General features: G+C 74.9%; 15 protein-coding genes. 6 read left to right on the forward strand and 9 right to left on the reverse strand.

Annotated elements, in window-relative coordinates:
- Positions 1–179: 179 nt before the first annotated feature.
- The 6 genes from ACFVXG_RS24415 to ACFVXG_RS24440 form a co-directional block, all read right to left on the reverse strand.
- A complete protein-coding gene (locus ACFVXG_RS24415; RefSeq protein WP_387930521.1) occupies positions 180–551 on the reverse strand; it encodes a peptidoglycan-binding protein in 372 nt (123 codons plus the stop codon).
- A gap of 131 nt (positions 552–682) precedes the next feature.
- A complete protein-coding gene (locus tag ACFVXG_RS24420) occupies positions 683–1573 on the reverse strand; it encodes an NAD-dependent epimerase/dehydratase family protein (protein WP_387930522.1) in 891 nt (296 codons plus the stop codon).
- Positions 1574–1575: 2 nt separating this feature from the next.
- Positions 1576–2679 (reverse strand): cytochrome P450, encoded by a 1104-nt coding sequence (locus ACFVXG_RS24425; protein ID WP_387930523.1) that lies wholly within the window; start codon positions 2677–2679, stop codon positions 1576–1578.
- On the reverse strand, positions 2676–4145 hold the full coding sequence (locus ACFVXG_RS24430; RefSeq protein WP_387930524.1) for a class I adenylate-forming enzyme family protein: 1470 nt from the start codon (positions 4143–4145) through the stop codon (positions 2676–2678). Before ACFVXG_RS24430 ends, ACFVXG_RS24425 begins: the two co-directional genes overlap by 4 nt.
- Positions 4146–4209: 64 nt before the next feature.
- Positions 4210–4950 carry a glycosyltransferase family 2 protein gene (locus tag ACFVXG_RS24435; RefSeq protein WP_387930525.1) on the reverse strand — a complete coding sequence of 247 codons (741 nt, stop codon included), beginning with the start codon at positions 4948–4950 and terminating at the stop codon, positions 4210–4212.
- Positions 4947–5960 (reverse strand): 3-oxoacyl-ACP synthase III family protein, encoded by a 1014-nt coding sequence (locus ACFVXG_RS24440; protein WP_387930526.1) that lies wholly within the window; start codon positions 5958–5960, stop codon positions 4947–4949. The genes ACFVXG_RS24435 and ACFVXG_RS24440 overlap by 4 nt, the downstream gene beginning before the upstream one ends.
- A 370-nt stretch (positions 5961–6330) precedes the next feature.
- On the opposite strand from ACFVXG_RS24440, the gene ACFVXG_RS24445 reads away from it, so the two are divergent.
- Positions 6331–7194 carry a PIG-L family deacetylase gene (locus tag ACFVXG_RS24445; RefSeq protein ID WP_387930527.1) on the forward strand — a complete coding sequence of 288 codons (864 nt, stop codon included), beginning with the start codon at positions 6331–6333 and terminating at the stop codon, positions 7192–7194.
- An 81-nt stretch (positions 7195–7275) separates the two neighbouring features.
- Here the strand turns inward: ACFVXG_RS24445 and ACFVXG_RS24450 are convergent, their stop codons facing one another.
- Positions 7276–7989, reverse strand: a complete 714-nt coding sequence (locus tag ACFVXG_RS24450; protein ID WP_387930528.1) for a G1 family glutamic endopeptidase — start codon at positions 7987–7989, stop codon at positions 7276–7278.
- 173 nt (positions 7990–8162) lie between these two features.
- On the opposite strand from ACFVXG_RS24450, the gene ACFVXG_RS24455 reads away from it, so the two are divergent.
- On the forward strand, positions 8163–9137 hold the full coding sequence (locus tag ACFVXG_RS24455) for a LuxR C-terminal-related transcriptional regulator (protein WP_387930529.1): 975 nt from the start codon (positions 8163–8165) through the stop codon (positions 9135–9137).
- 7 nt (positions 9138–9144) lie between these two features.
- On the opposite strand, the gene ACFVXG_RS24460 is transcribed toward ACFVXG_RS24455, so the two are convergent.
- Complete coding sequence (locus ACFVXG_RS24460; protein ID WP_387930530.1) at positions 9145–9813, reverse strand: TetR/AcrR family transcriptional regulator; 669 nt, start codon at positions 9811–9813, stop codon at positions 9145–9147.
- A 161-nt stretch (positions 9814–9974) separates the two neighbouring features.
- On the opposite strand from ACFVXG_RS24460, the gene ACFVXG_RS24465 reads away from it, so the two are divergent.
- The 4 genes from ACFVXG_RS24465 to ACFVXG_RS24480 all read left to right on the forward strand — a co-directional run bounded on the left by ACFVXG_RS24465 (position 9975) and on the right by ACFVXG_RS24480 (position 13936).
- On the forward strand, positions 9975–10604 hold the full coding sequence (locus tag ACFVXG_RS24465) for an SRPBCC family protein (RefSeq protein ID WP_387930531.1): 630 nt from the start codon (positions 9975–9977) through the stop codon (positions 10602–10604).
- A 140-nt stretch (positions 10605–10744) separates the two neighbouring features.
- Positions 10745–12157 (forward strand): uracil-xanthine permease family protein, encoded by a 1413-nt coding sequence (locus tag ACFVXG_RS24470; RefSeq protein ID WP_387930532.1) that lies wholly within the window; start codon positions 10745–10747, stop codon positions 12155–12157.
- A 125-nt stretch (positions 12158–12282) separates the two neighbouring features.
- Entirely contained in the window at positions 12283–13017 is a 735-nt protein-coding gene (locus tag ACFVXG_RS24475) for a heparin lyase I family protein (protein WP_387930533.1), read from the forward strand.
- A gap of 142 nt (positions 13018–13159) precedes the next feature.
- Entirely contained in the window at positions 13160–13936 is a 777-nt protein-coding gene (locus ACFVXG_RS24480; RefSeq protein ID WP_387930534.1) for a class I SAM-dependent methyltransferase, read from the forward strand.
- A 173-nt stretch (positions 13937–14109) separates the two neighbouring features.
- Here the strand turns inward: ACFVXG_RS24480 and ACFVXG_RS24485 are convergent, their stop codons facing one another.
- On the reverse strand, positions 14110–15303 hold the full coding sequence (locus ACFVXG_RS24485) for an MFS transporter (protein ID WP_387930535.1): 1194 nt from the start codon (positions 15301–15303) through the stop codon (positions 14110–14112).
- Between the last annotated feature and the right edge of the window lie 34 nt (positions 15304–15337).

The following is a 15337-nucleotide window of genomic DNA, read 5'->3' on the forward strand; positions in this document are numbered from 1 at the left end:
CCGGGGTCGCCGCGTGCGGCCCCCCGCCCTCCGGGGTCGTGGGGGGGGGCCGCCCGGGGGGGGGGCCGGGGGGGGGGGGGGGGGGGCGCGGGGGGGGGGGGGGGGGCCCCGGGCCCCCCCCCCCCCGGCTCTGTTCCTACGGGCTGTCCCTACCGGCTGTTCCTACCGGCTGTTCCTGCCTAGCCGGCCGAGCAGTTGGGGTAGGCGTCCTTGGAGCTCCACCAGTCCAGCTGGCCCCAGGTCTGCGGGCCGACCTGGCCGTCGACCTGGAGGTTCGGCATACAGTTCTGGAAGATGCGGACGCGGCGCAGGGTGTCGTCGCCGAAGACCCCGTCGACGGTGGTCTTGCCGAAGACGTCGGGGTTGAGCGAGTAGTTGAGCTCGCACTGGAGCTCCCTGACGGTGTCGCCGGTGGCGCCGTACTTGAGCAGCGGCTCACTGGTGCTCCAGTCGCCGCAGCGCGTCCCTGCGGCGTTGGCGGTGCCGGCCGTGGCGACCGTGCCGGCGAGGAGCAGGCCGGTGGCGGCCAGCCCGATGATGATCTTGCGCATGGATAACCCTCCCGTTGGCGTGCGCCCGTTCCTGCGGCGCAGCGTGTGCCCCGACCCTAGCCAGGGAGGATGCCCTAGTGGGGTATCCAATTGACCGCCGGATCTGTGGGCCAATCGGGCCGGACGAGGGGTCAGGGCCGGTAGTCGGCGAGGGTGTGGCGGGGGTGCCAGCCCTGGGCGCGGGCGCGGGTGAGGTCGAGGACGACGCCGCGGGCGAGGAGGTCGACGGTGTAGGGGGTGAGGCCGGGCAGGAGGGTGGTGCGGGCGGCGAGGCGGGCCAGCGGCGCGGGGAGGTGGGCGATGCGGGCGGGCAGGTGGTGGGCGGTCAGGACGTGGCGCAGGGCGGCGTCGCGGCGGTAGGGGGCGGGGTCGGCGATGTTGTAGGCGCCGGGCGGCCAGGGCGGGGTGGCGGTGAGGCCGAGGGCGGCCAGGCAGGCGTCGGTGAGGTTGGCGACGGCGGTGAGGCTGAGCGCGGTGTCGGGGCCGGGCAGCGGCAGCAGGCCGCGGCGGGCGCGGGCGAGCAGGGGTGGCAGCAGGTGGGGGTCGCCGGGTCCGTAGACGGCGCGGGGGCGCAGGACGACGGCGCCGGCGGCGAGGGCGTGGTGTTCGGCGGCGGCTTTGGTGCGGCCGTAGGCGTTGAGGTGGCCGGCGGCGGTGGGGTGGTCCTCGGTGAGGGGGGCGGCGGTGGTGGTGCGGGGGTCGTAGACGCTGGCGCTGCTGAGGTGGACGAGGGGGCGGCCGGCGGCGGCGCGCAGGACGCGGCGGGTGCCGGTGACGTTGACGGCGTGCTGGTGGGCTTCGGCCCGGTGGCCGGGCGGGAGGTCGGCGACGGCGGCGGCGCAGTGGACGACGAGGTCGGCGCCGGTGAAGTCGGGGTCGGCCGTGGTGGCGTCCCAGGGTTGGTGGCGGCCCACGGGCCCGGGGCGGCGGCCGTGGCAGGTGACGTCCAGGCCCAGGTGGGCGGCGGCGCGGGCGAGGTGGGAGCCGCAGAAGCCGGCGGCGCCGGTGATGGCGATGCGCATGGTCAGCGGCTTCCTCGGGTCGGGGTTCCTCCGGTCGGGGTGCCGCGGCGCAGGGTGAGTTCGGCGTAGCCCGGCAGGGCGGCGTGGCGGTCGGCGCGGGCGCGGGCGACGCGGGGCTGGTGGGGGGCCAACGCGAGGAGGGTGTCGGCGAGTTGGGCGCGGGCGAGGTGGGCGCCAGGGCAGGCGTGTGCTCCGGCGCCGAAGACGGCCTGGGTGGCTGCGGGGTCGGCGGGCGGGGTGCGGTGGTGGGCGCGGGCGGCGTGGCGGGCGATGAGGATGAGGCGGTCGCCGGTGCGGACGGGGTGGCCGGCGAGGGTGGCGTCGGCGGCGGCTACCCGGGGCAGCAGCGGGGAGGGGGCGGTCAGGCGCAGGAGTTCGGCGGCGAGGGCGGGTGCGGTGGTGTCGTCGACGGCGGGCCACAGGCGGGCGTCGGCGCACCAGGCGACGGCCCGGGGCAGGGCGGCGACGGTGGTGTTGACGGCGGCGACGGCGAGCACGGCGTCGCGCGGGTCGGGCAGCAGGGCGGTGAGGCGGGCGGCGGCTTCGGTGGCCTGGGTGGCCGTACGGCTGCGGGGGCGCGGGCGGGGGCCGGGCAGGTGGTCGCGGGCGGCGGCCGCGGCGGCTTCCCTTGCGGCGTGGGCGAGTTGGCGGGGCGGGGTGGTGGTGCCGGTCAGGGCCGCAGCGGTGGTGGCGGCCAGTTCGGCGGCGAGGTCGACGAGTTCGAGGGTTCCGGTGGCCAGGGCGGGGACGCGTTCGGCGAGGACGGCCTGCCAGAGCGGGCGCAGCCGGGGCAGGGCGGTGGCGCCGAGGTCGGTGGCGAGGGTGCGGCGGGCGGTGCGGTGGTCGTCGCCGTCCTGGTCGAACAGGGCTCCTGTGCCTGCGAGTTGGGCGGTGGCGGCGCCGGTGGTACCGGGGGCGGTGCGGTGCAGGGGGATGCGGGTGAGGGCTTCGCGGTAGGCGGTGGGGTGCTGGACGAGCAGGGTGCGGCCCAGGCGCAGGACGGGACGGTGGCGGGTGGCGCAGAGCAGGGCGAACAGGAGGGGGTGGCTGCGCAGGTAGACGGTGCGGTCGCGGCGGCGGGCGCGGCGGCATTCGGAGGGCGTCATCGGGCCAACTCCCGTGCGCAGTGGGCGGATGCGGCGGCGCGGTCGGGTTTGCAGGAGCGGCCGGTGAGCGGGACGGTGCCGAACAGGAGGGCGTCGGGGCGGGCGGCGCCCATGCGGGCCAGCGGGGCGGCCAGTGCGGTGCGCAGGTGGTGGGGGTCGGTGCCGGGGGCGGGTTGGACGAGGGCGACGAGGCGTTCGTCGCCGTCGGGGTCGGGGATGCCGACGAGCAGGGCGAGTTCGACGCCGGGGATGTGCAGGGCGGGTTCGTACAGGCCGGGGTAGATGTTGCGGGCACGGCGCAGGACCATGTCCTTGAGGCGGCCGGCCAGGACGATGCGGCCGTCGGGGGTGAGGGTGGCACGGTCGCCGGTGCGGATCCAGGGGTCGGGTTCGCGGCCGAGGTAGCGGTGGCGGGCGCCGGGGCCGGTGAGGTGGAGTTCGCCGTCGTCGGCGAGGCGGGTGCGGATGCCGGGCAGGGGGTGGCCGACCAGGTCGCCGTCGTCGGTGTGGGCGCTCTTGTCGGCCTCCTCGACGGCGGCGGCGGGGAAGAGTTCGGTGAGGGCGTAGACACTCCAGGCCCGGTCGGCGCCGGCGGCTTTGGCGCGGCGCAGCAGCGCGGCGTCGGCGGGGGCGGAGCCGGTCCACAGGGTGCCGGTGAGGCGGGCGCCGGCGGCCAGGGCGGTGCGCAGCTGGGGTGGGGTGAGGTAGGTGTGGGCGGGGGTGAGGCGGGTGAGTTGGCGGGCGAGGGCGGTGGGGGTGCGGGCGGGCAGGGCGACGGTGGCGCCGGCGGCCAGCGCGGGGGCGAGGACGAAGAAGGTGCCGCCGAGGACGGTGGTGGCGCCTCGGGGGCGGACGAGGTCGGTGACGGTGTGCAGGGCGGCGGCCAGGCTCGCGTGGGTGTGGACGACGGCGCGGGGGCGGGCGGTGGTGCCGGAGGTGAAGACGATGACGGCGTCGGCGTCGGGGTCGTGGTGGTGGGGCGGTACGGGGGTGGTGGCGGGGCGCAGGCGGGGTGCGCAGCCGGGCAGGCGGGGGCCGAGGGTGGCGACCGGGCCGAGGGTGGTGAGGCGGGGCAGGTGGAGGTGGGCGCGGCGGGCCAGGGGTGCGGCCCAGCCGGCGGCGGCCTGGGCGGGGGCGTCGGCGAGGATGAGGCCGGGCTGGGCGAGGGCGAGGTGGGCGGCGAGGACGTCGGGGCCGGTGGTGGGGTCGAGGACGGCGACGCGCAGGCCGAGGCGGTGGGCGGCGAGCAGGGCGGCGAGGGCGCGGGGGCCGGGGCGCAGGGCGAGGCCGAGGGTGGTGCCGGGGGTGAGGCGGCGGGCGTGCAGGGCGGCGGCGTAGGTGTCGGCGAGGTCGGCGAGGTCGCCGCGGCGGATGCGGGTGCGGGTGGTGCCGGTGCGGGTGTGGTGCAGGACGGCGGGGCGGTCGGGGTGGTGGGTGCGCAGGGCGTGGGCGAGTCGGTCGAGCACGGCGTAGCTCTCCGGGGTCGGCGGACGGGGGGTCGGCGGATGTCGGTGCCGGCGGACGGGGGTGTCAGCGGATGTCGGTGGGGCGGGGGCCGGCCCCGCGTTCGAGGTACCAGCGGGCGGTGCCGAGGACGCCGTAGGCGCGGATGCGGCGGGTGGAGTTCTGCACGACCATGGCGCGGCTGCGGGTGATGGCGGTGGTGTGGCGGCGGACCTGGTTGAGGAAGGCGCGGTCGGTGGGTGAGGGTCGCCGGGGCATGCCGCCGACGGCCTGGTAGAGGTCGGCGGTGATGGCCATGTTGTTGCCGGCGTGCATCCGGTAGGGGGTGAGGTAGCCGTGGCGGCGGTGGTGGGCGGGGCGCAGGCGGCCGAAGAGGGCGCCGAGGGCGACCAGGAGGCGGAAGAGGGTGCGGCCGGCGGGTCCGTGTTCGTCGCGGCGGGCGGTGACGCGGCCGCAGACGAGTCCGCGGCCGGTGTGCAGGGCGGTGCGGGCGGCGGCGGTCCAGCCGGGTTCGGGCAGGCAGTCGGCGTCGGTGCGGGCGAGCAGGGTGGCGCCGTGGGCGATGGCGTGGCGGAAGGCGGTGTCGACGGCGCAGCCGACGCCCTTCTCGGGTTCGACCAGGACGTGGACGGGGAAGGGGGCGCGGGCGGCGAAGGCGCGGACGGTGGCGACGGTGGTGTCGGTGGAGCCGTTGTCGGCGACGAGGAGGGTGAAGTCGCGGTCGTGCTGGGCGGCGAGGGCGCGCAGGGTGGCGTCGATCCGGGCTTCCTCCTGGTAGGCGGGGATGATCACCCAGAGCGTGGTCACGGGGCCTGCCAGACGATGGTCATCAGGCTGACGCCGCCGCCCAGGCCGATCATGAGGACCCGCTCCCCCGGTGCCAACTCTCCGGATATGCGGTCGAGTTGGACGCCGATGGTGGCGCTGGCGATGTTGCCGAGTTCGGGCACGGTGAGGACGAGCTTGTCGGCGGGGGCGCCGGTGAGTTCGACGAAGCGTTCCAGGTAGGGGACGGTGACCTGGTGGACCAGCACCCGGGCGTAGTCGTCCCAGGTCAGGCCGGTGCGTTCGGCGAGGGCGGTGAGGGCGGCGGGGCCGATCTGTTCGAAGATGCCGCGCAACTCCTTGCCGCCGCCGCGGAAGTAGCTGTGCTCGTCGCCGCGCGGGTGGCGGGAGCCGCCGCCGGGGATGCCGCCGGCGGGCCAGTGCTCGGAGGCGGTGAGGGCGGCGATGTCGAGGATGCCGCCGCGTTCGACCGCTTCGACGACGACGGCGGCCCCGGCGTCGCCGAAGGTGTAGCCGGCGAAGCCCTCGCGCAGGGCGGCGGTGTCGGCGGGATCGCGGCGCATGGCGCGGCTGGGGGTCTCGCCGGTGACGACGAGGGCGCGGCGGGCCCGGCCGGCCAGGATCATCGCGCGGGCCAGGTCGATGCCGTTGAGGAAGCTGTTGCAGGCGTTGCTGACGTCCAGGGCGTGGGCGCGGGTGCCGAGTTCGGCCTGGACGATGTGGGCGGTGGCGGGTTCGCAGACGTCGCGGGTGGCGGAGGCGAAGAGCAGCAGGTCGACGTCGCGGGGGTGCAGGCCGCGGGCGGCCAGGGCGCGGCGGGCGGCGCCGGTGGCGAGGGTGGAGGCGTACTCGCCGTCGGCGGCGAGGTGGCGGGTGCGGATGCCGGTGGCCTTCTCCAGCATCCGTTCGGGCAGGGCGAGTCGGGCGGCGGCGGCGATCTCGTCCTGGAGCTGTTGGGAGGTGAGCCGGCGGGCCGGCAGGTGGGAGCCGACGGCGGTGATGCCGATCCTCGGGGTCGCTGCTGGGTGCATGGCCCCATGCTGGGGCGCGGGGCGCCGGGCCCACCTGAGTACGGGTACTCAGGTGGGCCCGGGCGGATACCCGTTCGGGTAGTGCGGGCTACCCGGACGGGAGTCGGGGCCGACCGGTGGTGTGGACCGTGTGGCCGGTGTTGCCCAGCGTGGGCGATGAGCCGAGGACACGTCAACTATTATGAATGCCTTGTCCGGAAACCATTCATATCAGTTCGCATCGGCGGCGCGTAAGGCGCCTGCCGCGACGGCGGGGGCGGGCGCGGGAGGCGGCTGCCGGGGCGAGGCGGGGGGCGAGGGCGGACGGCGGGCTGTCGGGGCCACCGGGCAGACTGGGGGCGGACCACCCGAACGAACCGAGGACGACACCATGGCCGACCGGCCCCTGACCCTGATGGCAGTGCACGCCCACCCCGACGACGAGGCCACCGGCACCGGCGGCGTCCTCGCCCGCTACGCCGCCGAGGGCATCCGCACCGTCCTGGTCACCTGCACCGACGGCGCCTGCGGCGACGGCCCCGGCGGCGTCAAGCCCGGCGAGGACGGGCACGACCCGGCCGCGGTCGCCGCGCTGCGCCGCACCGAACTGGAGGCCAGCTGCCGGGTGCTGGGCGTCGACCACCTCGAACTGCTGGAGTACGGCGACTCCGGGATGATGGGCTGGGCGGCCAACGACGCCCCCGGCTCGTTCTGGGGCACCCCCGTCGCCGAGGGCGCGGCCCGGCTGGCCGAACTGCTGCACCGCTACCGGCCGGACGTCGTCGTCACCTACGACGAGAACGGCTTCTACGGCCACCCCGACCACATCCAGGCCCATCGGATCACCATGGCCGCCCTGGAGCTGGTCCCCGACGTGACGTCCAAGGTGTACTGGACCACCGCCCCGCACTCGGCGATGAAGCGGTTCTTCGCGGCGATGCAGGAGTTCGGCACCGACTGGGACGAGCAGGCCGGCGAGGCCGCCGGACCGGACGGCGGGGCCGCCGAGGCCCCGGAGCTGCCCCCGATCGGGCTGCCCGACGAGGAGGTCACCACCTGGGTGGACACCCATGCCTTCGGCGGCCAGAAGTTCGACGCCCTGGCCGCGCACGCCAGCCAGGGCGAGAACATCTTCTTCCTGCGGATGGGCAAGGAGCGCTTCACCGAGCTGATGGGCACGGAGACCTTCGTGCGGGTCCGCGACACCACCGGCGCGGCCCTGCCGGAGCAGGACCTCTTCGCCGGCCTGCGCTGACGGCGGCGCCCGCCCCGGTCCGTAGCGGGTACGGGCCGGGGCGGGCGGGCCTGCCGGGCTCAGGGTCAGGCGGGCTCAGGGTCAGGCGGGGACGATGGCGAAGGCGCCGTTGCTGAGCGAAGTCTCGGTGTACTGGCCGCTGTTGATGGCCTGCGGCGAGTAGCTGTCGAAGACCTGGCCGTTGACGGTGACGCCGGAGAAGTCCAGGCGGTCGAAGGACGGGTAGCTCTGGCTCGGCGACTCGATGACGGCCTCGGCGCTGACGTTCTGCCCGTCGAGCTGCTGGTCGGTGGTCTCGGTCCAGCCCTTGGTGTTGTCGGTGATCCGCAGCGTGTAGGTGGAGCCGCCGCTGTTCACCACGGAGGCGGTGAAGCTGTCGCCGGCGTCCACCGGGTCGTTGAAGTACTGCGGCGGGGCCGGGTACATCTCGTACCAGGCGGAGTAGACCGGGGAGCCGCTGGAGCAGTCGACCTGGACGCCGGTCTGCTCGACGGTCTGCGAGCCGTAGCCGTCGATGCCGACCCAGGGGGCGAACAGGTCGTTGGAAGTGTTGCACTGGACGTTGGGCATGGTCCAGGAGCCGGAGACGCTCTGGAAGCCGTTGCCCTGGGCGACGTAGCCGCCCCAGACACCGCCGTCGTAGCGGGCGCCGTGGCCGTAGTGGTGCGCGCCGTAGCCGTGGGGGGCGTGGGCGGCGTGGGTGGGGGCGGCGCTGGCGGCGGGGGCGGCGACCGCGGCGGCCGGCAGGGCCAGGGCGGCGGCGAGCACCAGGCGGCCGGTGCGGGAAAGGGCCATGGAGGGCTCCTCGGCTGGACGTTGTGGGGGTGCCGCCAGCTTGGGGGCGCCGCGGCCGGGCCGGGAAGGGAACCTTGGAGGCCGGAACCCGACATGGCGGGAACATGTCGAACGGTCAACCCCTTGATTTCGGCCACCGGGTGGCGCACAGTCACTCTGTTCCGCTGGCCGTCATGGACGCGAGGAGGCAGGCCGTGCCGGGGATGGGCATGCTCGCCGGACTCGGGCTCGGCCCACTGGAGGAGCAGCTCTACCTGCGGCTGCTGGGCCTTCCGGCGGCCGAACCGCAGTGGCTGGCCTCACAGTTGAACCTGCGGGCCTCGATCGTGGTGGCGGCGCTGGCCGTGCTGGCCGAACTGGGGCTGGTGGAGTCCTGCGCGGCGGGGGCGTGGACGGCGGTGCCGCCCGACGTGGCGCTGGAGGAGCTGCTGCTGCGGCGCGAGGTGGAGCTGCGGCGCGCCCGGGGCCGGATCGGCGAGCTGATGCGCACCTACCGGCAGGGCCGCCCGGACGACGGCGCGGCCGGGCCGGTGGAGGTGATCAGCGGGCGCCGCTCGATCGCCGACCTGTGGCGCACCCTCCAACTGGGGGTGCGCGAGCGGCTGCGGGTGCTGGACCGCCCGCCGTACGTACGGCGCTCCGACCCGCAGACCGGACTGGCGCTGCTGGGGCGGGGGGTGACGACCCGGGTGGTGTACCACAGCCGGGTGCTGCGCGACCCGGAGCGCCTCGCGGAGATCCGGACCTTCACGGCGGCCGGGGAGCAGGCCCGGGTGCACACCGAAGTGCCGCTGAAGCTGGCCCTGCTGGACGACCGCTGGGCGCTGCTGCCGGTCAGCGCGGGCACCGAGCTGGAGAGCGTGCTGCTGATCCGGCCCTCGACCCTGCTGGACGCGCTGGCCGGGCTGTTCGAGCTGTACTGGGCGCACGCGATGCGGCTGCCGGAGCCGTCCGAGGAGCCGCCGGAGGACCGGCACCGGCAGCTGCTGACGCTGCTGGCGGCCGGGCTCACCGACGAGTCGATCGCCCGGCAGCTGGGGGTGTCCACCCGGACGGTGCAGCGCTGGGTGCGCGAGGTGATGGACCGCTTCGGGGCCCGGACCCGCTTCCAGGCGGGCATCCAGGCGGCCCGGGCGGACCTGTTGTGACGCCCCGTCAGGCGCGCGGGGCGGCGAGCAGGTCGTCGAGTTCGGCGGCGTAGAGCAGGGCGGGGTCGAAGCCCATCCCGGCGAAGTGGCCGGCCAGCTCCAGGGACAGCACGCCGTGCAGGCGGGTCCACAGGCTCAGGAAGCGGTGCAGTACCTCGGGCGGGGCGGGGTGGCCGAGGGTCCAGTCGCGGTGGTCGGCCAGGTGGGCGGCGAGCGCGGCGGGGGCAGTGACCCGATCAGCGGGGACGGGCGTGGCGGCGCAGGCGTCGAGCAGGACCGTCATGATCTCGGCGGAGATCGCGGTGGTGTCCTCGGGGGCGTGGTAGCCGGGCACGGGGGTGCCGTAGACGAGGAAGTAGCGCTGGGGGTCGGCCAGCGCCCACAGCCGTAGGGCGTGGGCCAGCGCGCGCAGGTCGGCGCCGCCCTCGGCGCCCACCCGCAGGGTGTCGGCGAGGCTGCGGTAAGCGTCGCGGACGAGTTCGGTGATCAGCTCGTCGCGGCCGGCGAAGTAGCGGTAGAGCGCGGGCCCGCTCAGGCCCATCTGCTTGGCGATGGCGTTGAGGGAGAGCGCGGAGGCCCCGGCCGTGGCGATCTGCTCCCGGGCGTACCGCTTGACCTCCTCGCGCACCTGGGCGCGGTAGCGCTCCCTCGGGGTCGCGGTGTCCGCCTCGGCCATGCTGCGCCGCCTTCCGTGCCGCGTGGGCTACATCCTCAAGCTTTAGTGAGAGGCTATCACTGGACCTGTTGACGCGGACCGGAGCCGGGAGTTACAACTTCTAACGAACGACAGAACACCTAACGGATCCACCAGACCTTCGCCGACCCAAGGGGACCGCCATGTCCGGCATCCGCACCGCCCTGTCCGCCGCCGCCCTCACCGTCGCCGTGCTCGGCGCCGCCGCCGTGCCCGCCCAAACCGCTCAGGCCGCCACCGCTCAGGCCGCCGCTCACTCCCCCGCCCCGCTGACCTGCCGCGGACAGGGCGTCGACCCCGCCGCCCGGGTCCGCTACCGGACCGAGGCCGTGGTCCACGCCCCGCTGTCCACCGTCTGGCGGCTGCAGACCGACGTCGCCCGCTGGCCGTCCTGGCAGCACGCCGTGTCGGGCGCCGAGCGCCTGGACCACGGCCCGCTGCGGGCCGGCTCGGCGTTCCACTGGACCACCCCGCTGCCGCCCAACCCCGCCACCACCGCCCCCGCCCTGTCCGTCACCTCCACCGTCCGGCAGCTGCGCCCCGGCGCCTGCATCCGCTGGACCGGCCCGGCCGTCGCCGAGGGCCTGCGCATCGACGGCGTGCACGTGTGGACCTTCACCCCGGTGCCCGGCGGCGTCCTGGTGCGCACCGAGGAGACCCACTCCGGCCCGCAGGTCGACGCCGACGTCCCGGCCGCCACCGCGATCCTGCGCCAGGGCCTGGACGCCTGGCTGGGCGACCTGGCGAACGCCGCCGCCGACTCCCGGGGCTGACGCCCCGTCGCGCTCCCCCGAGCCCCGCCCCCGTACGTGAGTGCGCAGGTCAGGAGCGGGGCCGGTGGCGCGATCCGGGGCCGGGACGCACCAGAATGGTGCGGACACCCCCCGGAATCTGACAGAAAGTGAACCCCCACATGGATCTCGGCGTGCGCTGGAAGCTGCACGGTGACGGGCGGACGCCCGCACCGGGAGCGGTCGTCCGCCCCGACGAACGGCTCTCCTGGCCCCGCACGGCAGGGCTCGGCGCCCAGCACGTGGTCGCCATGTTCGGGGCGAGCTTCGTGGCCCCGGTGCTGATGGGGCTCGACCCCAACCTGGCGATCATGATGTCCGGCGTCTCGACCGTGATCTTCCTGCTGGCCACCCGCGGCCGGGTGCCCAGCTACCTCGGCTGCTCGCTGTCCTTCGTCGGGGTCGCCGCGGTGATCCGGGCGCAGGGCGGCACCAGCGCGACGGTGACCGGCGCGGTGCTCGTGGTGGGCGTGGTGCTGTTCCTGGTGGGCCTGGCGGTGCAGTACTTCGGGGCGCGGATCATCCACGCGACGATGCCGCCGATCGTCACCGGCGCCGTCGTCATGCTGATCGGCTTCAACCTCGCCCCGGTCACCGCCTCGACGTACTGGCCGCAGGACCAGTGGACGGCGCTGCTGGTGATGCTGTTCACCGGGCTCGCGGTGGTGTGCCTGCGCGGCTTCTGGTCGCGGGTGGCGATCTTCCTCGGGCTGGTCTTCGGGTACGGGATCTCCTGGGTCTTCGACCGGGTCTTCGGGAAGATCCACTCGGTGGACGGCGGCGGGCACCTGACCGACCACTGGCGCCTGGACCTGTCCGGCGTCGGCAAGGCCGACTGGGTCGGCCTGCCCGCCTTCCACGGCCCTTCCTTCCAGTGGTCCGCGGTCCTGGTCGCGCTGCCCGTGGTGATCGCGCTGGTCGCCGAGAACGCCGGACACGTCAAGGCGGTCGGCGAGATGACGGGCGAGAACCTGGACGACAAGCTGGGCACCGCGATCTCCGCGGACGGCGTCGGCTCCGTACTCTCCACCGCGCTCGGCGGCCCGCCCAACACGACCTACTCCGAGAACATCGGTGTGATGGCCGCCACCCGGGTCTACTCCACCGCCGCCTACTGGGCCGCGGCCGGCTTCGCCCTGCTGTTCGGCGTCTGCCCGAAGTTCGGCGCCGTCGTGGCCGCGATCCCCGGCGGGGTGCTCGGCGGCATCACCGTCATCCTGTACGGCATGATCGGCCTGCTCGGCGCGCAGATCTGGACCAAGTCCGGGGTGGACCTGCGCAACCCGCTGAACCTGGTGCCGGCCGCGGCGGGCATCATCATCGGCATCGGCAACGTGACCCTGAAGTTCACCGACACCTTCAGCCTCAGCGGCATCGCCCTGGGCACCCTGGTCGTCATCACCGGCTACCACGCGCTGCGGGCGCTGGCCCCCGCGCACCTCAAGACGCAGGAGCCGCTGCTGGACGAGGGCACCTCCTCGTACGACGAGCCGTCCGGGGGCTCCGGGGAGACGGGGCGGCGGCCCACGCCGTAGGCAGAATTGGCCGGGACATGACCTGACGGTACTTCCGCCGGTCGTTCCGCCTGGCCAGCGGGGCCGTCGGGTGGTCGAATCGCACCCAGCGATCCGACCACCCGATTCCCCCCACTGGGAGTGGCATGTCCGTTCTGCCCCACCACCGCAGGCTCACCGTCGGGGCCCTGGCCCTCGCCGTGTTCGCGATCTCCTGCGGCTCGGCCGCCGCCGGCACCTCCGCCGCCGCGGCGGGCAAGGTCCTGTGGACCCCGAGCACCAAGACCGGCCCGTCCTCCTTCCCCGGCGTCCAGTGCGCTGCCCCCAGCACCTTCGGGGTCGTCAAGGACCCGGTGAAGGGCAGCGTGTGGCGGGCGTTCCAGGCCGCGGACCAGGAGCGCTGCGAGACGGTCGGCCCGGACCTGAAGAGCGGCGACACCTTCTACCTGGGCTGGTCGTCCAAGGTGGACATCAAGGACGACCAGAGCCGGTACGTCTTCCAGCTCAAGTGCTCGCCCAGCGAGGGCACGGCCAACCACCCCATCGAGATCGACATCACCAACGGCCGGGTGCGGCTCCAGGAGTGGGACACCGGGCACAACGCGCACCCGCTGTGGACGGCGCCCGTGAAGAACGGCGAGTGGCACGCGTACGCGCTGAAGATCCACCTGGGGCGGACGGACGGCACCATCGACTTCTGGTTCGACGGGAAGAAGCAGACGTTCAGCACCGGTTCGGGCACCTTCAAGGGCACCACCTGGGACGGCGACCGCAACTACCTCAAGTGGGGCTCGTACCACCAGAACCCGGGCGATGCGACGAACACCTTCACCAGCCCGGTGATGGCCACCACCCTGGCCCTGGCCACCGCCGGCTCGTAGGCACGCCCACGGCCCCGGCCCGCACCGCAACGGATGCGGGCGATCGCCGCAGCCGTCCCGTCGGCCCGCCCGCCGCCCGCGCGGGCGGGCCCGTTCCCGGTAGCGTCGCGACGACCGTGGGGGACGAAAGGGGCAGGCGGACATGGCGCAGGAACAGGGTGACGTACGGGTGGTGCGGACCGAGGACGAACTGCTGGAGCTGCTCGACGGGCTGTTCGCGCAGGCCCGGCGGGAACGGGCGCCGCAACACGCCGACCGGAGCCAGCCGGTGCCGGCCCTCCCCGGGAAGCCGGACGAGAGCCTGGCGGACCTGCTGGACCGCGGGGTGATCGGGGCGTCCACGGGTGGACGCGGACTCGACCTCGGCTGCGGCAACGGCCGCAACACCCTCCACCTGCGGATGCACGGTTTCGCCATGGACGGGCTGGACCGCGACCAGCGGGCCCTGGACCAGGCGCGCAGCCGCCAGGAACAGTTCGAGTACCACCTCGGCTTCGACCTGGGAGTGCGCTTCCACTGCGGGGACGCCTTCGGGCCGGTGGCGGCCGCCCTGACCGGTCCGTACGACCTGGTCTACGACTCGGGCCTCTTCCAGCACCTGCCGCCGCACCGGCGGCCCGGCTACCTGGCGCTGCTGGAGCGACTGACGGCGCCCGGCGGACACCTGGGGCTGGTCTGCTGCGCGCCGGACGGCGACGGGGCGGGGACGCGGACCCCGGACGCGCAGCTGTACCGGGACGGCGCCCTGCACGGCGCCCTGGCCTACACCGCCGACGAACTGCGCCGGATCTTCGTCGAGGGGCCGCTGGGCCTCCAGGAGGTGGAGCTGCGGCGGATGCGCGACGAATCGGCACCGGAGGCGAGCCGGTTCGGCCGGCCCGGCCTGTGGGCGGCACTGTTCCGGCGGCCCGAGCGGTGAAGCGCCCGATGCCCGGGCCGGGCAGGGGCGGCCCGACGGCCTGACGGGCTTTCCGAGACGGCCGTGCGCCCGGCCCGCCCGACGCCGGCGCCGACGACGAACCGCCCGCCGACGGCCCGGCACGGTCCCCGACGAAGCCGAGCCGAACGCGGGCGCCCCGCCGCCGGGAGGCGTCAGCGGATCCGGGCGACGCGGGCCGCCGCCACGGCCACCAGCAGTCCCAGGCCGACACAGGCCGCGCAGACCAGGAACATCGCCCGGTACCCGGTGGCCTCGGCGACCAGCCCCAGCGAGCCGCTGCCGGCGGCCAGGCCCACGGTGAAGCAGGCCCCGAAGGTCGACAGCGCCGTGGCGCGCTGGCGTTCGTCGACCGAGCGCACCACGAACAGCCCCAGCACCGGGTAGATCTGCCACATGCCGATCCCGGTGAGCACCCCGCCGAGCACGCCCAGGACGAGGCCGTTCGACAGCCCGATGAGCGCGACGCCCAGGGCCTCGACCAGGAACAGGGCGGCGAGCGCCACCGGTCGGGTGGCCTCCCAGCGGATCCAGGTGCTGGCTATCCGCAGCAGCACCACGGTCAGGGAGTACGCGGTGACCACGGCCGCTCCCCCGGCGACCCCGAGGGCGTCGAACTTGGCGACCGCGAAGCCGGAGACGGCGGCGAAGCCGAACGCGGTGAAGACCAGCGCGATGCTGGGCAGCACGGTGCCGAGCAGGGCCCGGCCCCGGTCGATGCCGACCGTCTGCTTCGTCTTCGGGGGCAGGCGCACTTCCGGGACGGACAGGGCGATGGGGATGACGGGCAGGGCGAGCAACCCGGCGATCACGAAGGTGGTCGTCGTGCCCACCAGGTGCTCGGTCAGCGTGCCCAGCGGGGCGCCCAGGCCGATGGCCACGTAGATGACGGTGCCGCTGAGCCCGAGCGCCCAGCTCTGCCGGTCCTTGGCGACCAGCTGCACCGGCCAGACCCCGGTCGCGGCCAGCATCACGCCCATGCCGATGCCCACCAGCATGCGCAGGCCGACGAGTTGGGCGACCGACCCGGCGAGCGGGTAGCAGACGGTGGCGAGCGTGGTCAGGATCGCCCCGCCGATGGTCAGGGCCCGGGCGCCGAGGCGGTTCATCAGCGCGCCCGACACCGGGCGGGACAGCAGCGCGGTCAGCGCGTAACCGCCGACGACCGCGCCGACCTCGGCGGGGCCGCCGTGCAGCGGGCCGGTGACGAGGCTGGGCAGGATCGGGATGGTCAGGGCGAACGGCATGTAGCCGATGCCGCTGCCGAGCGCGATCAGCAGGGCGTGCCGTACGGATTTCTTGTCGGTGGTCTCGGTCGCAGGCTGCTGCGATAGCTGATCGGTCTGCACACGCACAGGTTTCACTCCCCCAGGTTCACGGGCC

This window comes from Kitasatospora sp. NPDC058162 (assembly GCF_042884005.1).
In the GTDB taxonomy this organism is placed as follows: domain Bacteria; phylum Actinomycetota; class Actinomycetes; order Streptomycetales; family Streptomycetaceae; genus Kitasatospora.